Below are 1,343 nucleotides of genomic sequence, written 5' to 3'. Positions count from 1 at the left end.
ATAGAGCGCGTATCAACGACCCACTACTGGCACAGGAGGTCGCTGACTTCACGAACGACTGCTATGCACGGGCGCGTGCAAAACTGTTCATGACCCAGCCTACCCTGAGTAAGGATCAACTCAACGACGTCAACTGGATCGGCTCGAGGTTCTTTCTGCAGACGCCAGGCTATTACGATGATGGTTTCTCTGGATTTAGATCACACACGCCTCGAACCAAATGGCCTTATGACACAACTCGCGATGCAGGCCTGCCCCAAACCACCGGTGGCGGTGGCTTCCCTACCTGCACGCAGTGGTGGTCGGATAGCAGCATTGGCCTACGAGCCAGGCTGCTGGAGCAGGTCAGTCCAGATCTGCTGAGCAAGCTCGCTCAGTGGGCAAAATTCATGACCCCGAATGAGGTAAACGACTCGGTCATCCGCGATCTGGTCTCCCCGAGGAAGCAGAAACTGACCCAGGGACAGGTGTATACCGACTACGGCGGCCAAGTGGGTGGTTCAGTGATGAATGACTTCACACGCCTGACCGCAACCGTCGGTCAGGCAGCAGGATCGTTGGCGATGTACCCCGCCATGGACAGCGTCCGTCAGGCAGCCCCCATGGTAATGGCCTTTTTGAAGATGGCTTTGATCATCTGCATTCCATTTGTCCTGGTATTCGGAATGTTTGATCTGAAGGTCGTGATGACGATCACATTCGCCGAGTTTGCATTGATCTTCGTGGACTTCTGGTTTCAATTGGCCCGCTGGGTGGATAGCACGATACTGGACGCCTTGTACGGCAATGGGATCGGCAGTGACGTACCTCATTCCAACTTCGACCCAGTGTTTGGGGCCAGCAATGCACAGGGAGACCTGCTGCTAGACTTCGTGATAGGGGCAATGTTCATCGTCCTGCCAAGTTTCTGGGTCGTTGCGCTCGGCTGGACCGGAATGAAACTTGGATCACTTATGAACGGACTGAGTGAAGGTACAAAGTCGGCTCAAGCAGCTGGGGCGAAAGGGGCTGAAGAAATTAGAAATCACATGAAACAAAGAAAATAACGGAATAATAGAAAAAGACCTGCAAATGCTGGTCTTTTTCTATCTATATTCATTATCAGAATCAAACCACCCTTTGGTCTGCCCGAAGACATTTGACTCTATACCATAAGGCAATTCTTCTTCCGCGAGAGAACGGTTCAAAGCACCGCATGTGGCTGACGTATTCAATATGCCCAATATTACTCCGAGTATAGCGACGACTCCCAAAGCATACAGCAATCCCCACGCCACGAAGAATGCGCCAGTACCGAACACCGCCGCACGGGCACCCCACTTGACTGGAGTGATGATCACTCT

Annotated in this window: 2 protein-coding genes; one reads left to right on the top strand and one right to left on the bottom strand. The window is 52.6% G+C overall.

Annotation, left to right across the window (positions count from 1 at the left end; all coding sequences use genetic code 11):
- The coding region (locus tag ABJ99_RS04035; protein ID WP_054084730.1) for a conjugal transfer protein TraG N-terminal domain-containing protein at positions 1–1,046 on the top strand (1,046 nt) is incomplete at its 5' end.
- Between the two features lie 39 nt (positions 1,047–1,085).
- Here ABJ99_RS04035 and ABJ99_RS28575 read toward each other — a convergent pair.
- A partial coding sequence (locus ABJ99_RS28575) for a DUF3742 family protein (RefSeq protein ID WP_054084729.1) occupies positions 1,086–1,343 on the bottom strand: 258 nt, incomplete at its 5' end.

It is taken from the genome of Pseudomonas syringae pv. cilantro (assembly GCF_001293775.1).
GTDB classification, from domain to species: domain Bacteria; phylum Pseudomonadota; class Gammaproteobacteria; order Pseudomonadales; family Pseudomonadaceae; genus Aquipseudomonas; species Aquipseudomonas syringae_P.
This window is presented reverse-complemented; position numbering and strand designations above follow the sequence as displayed.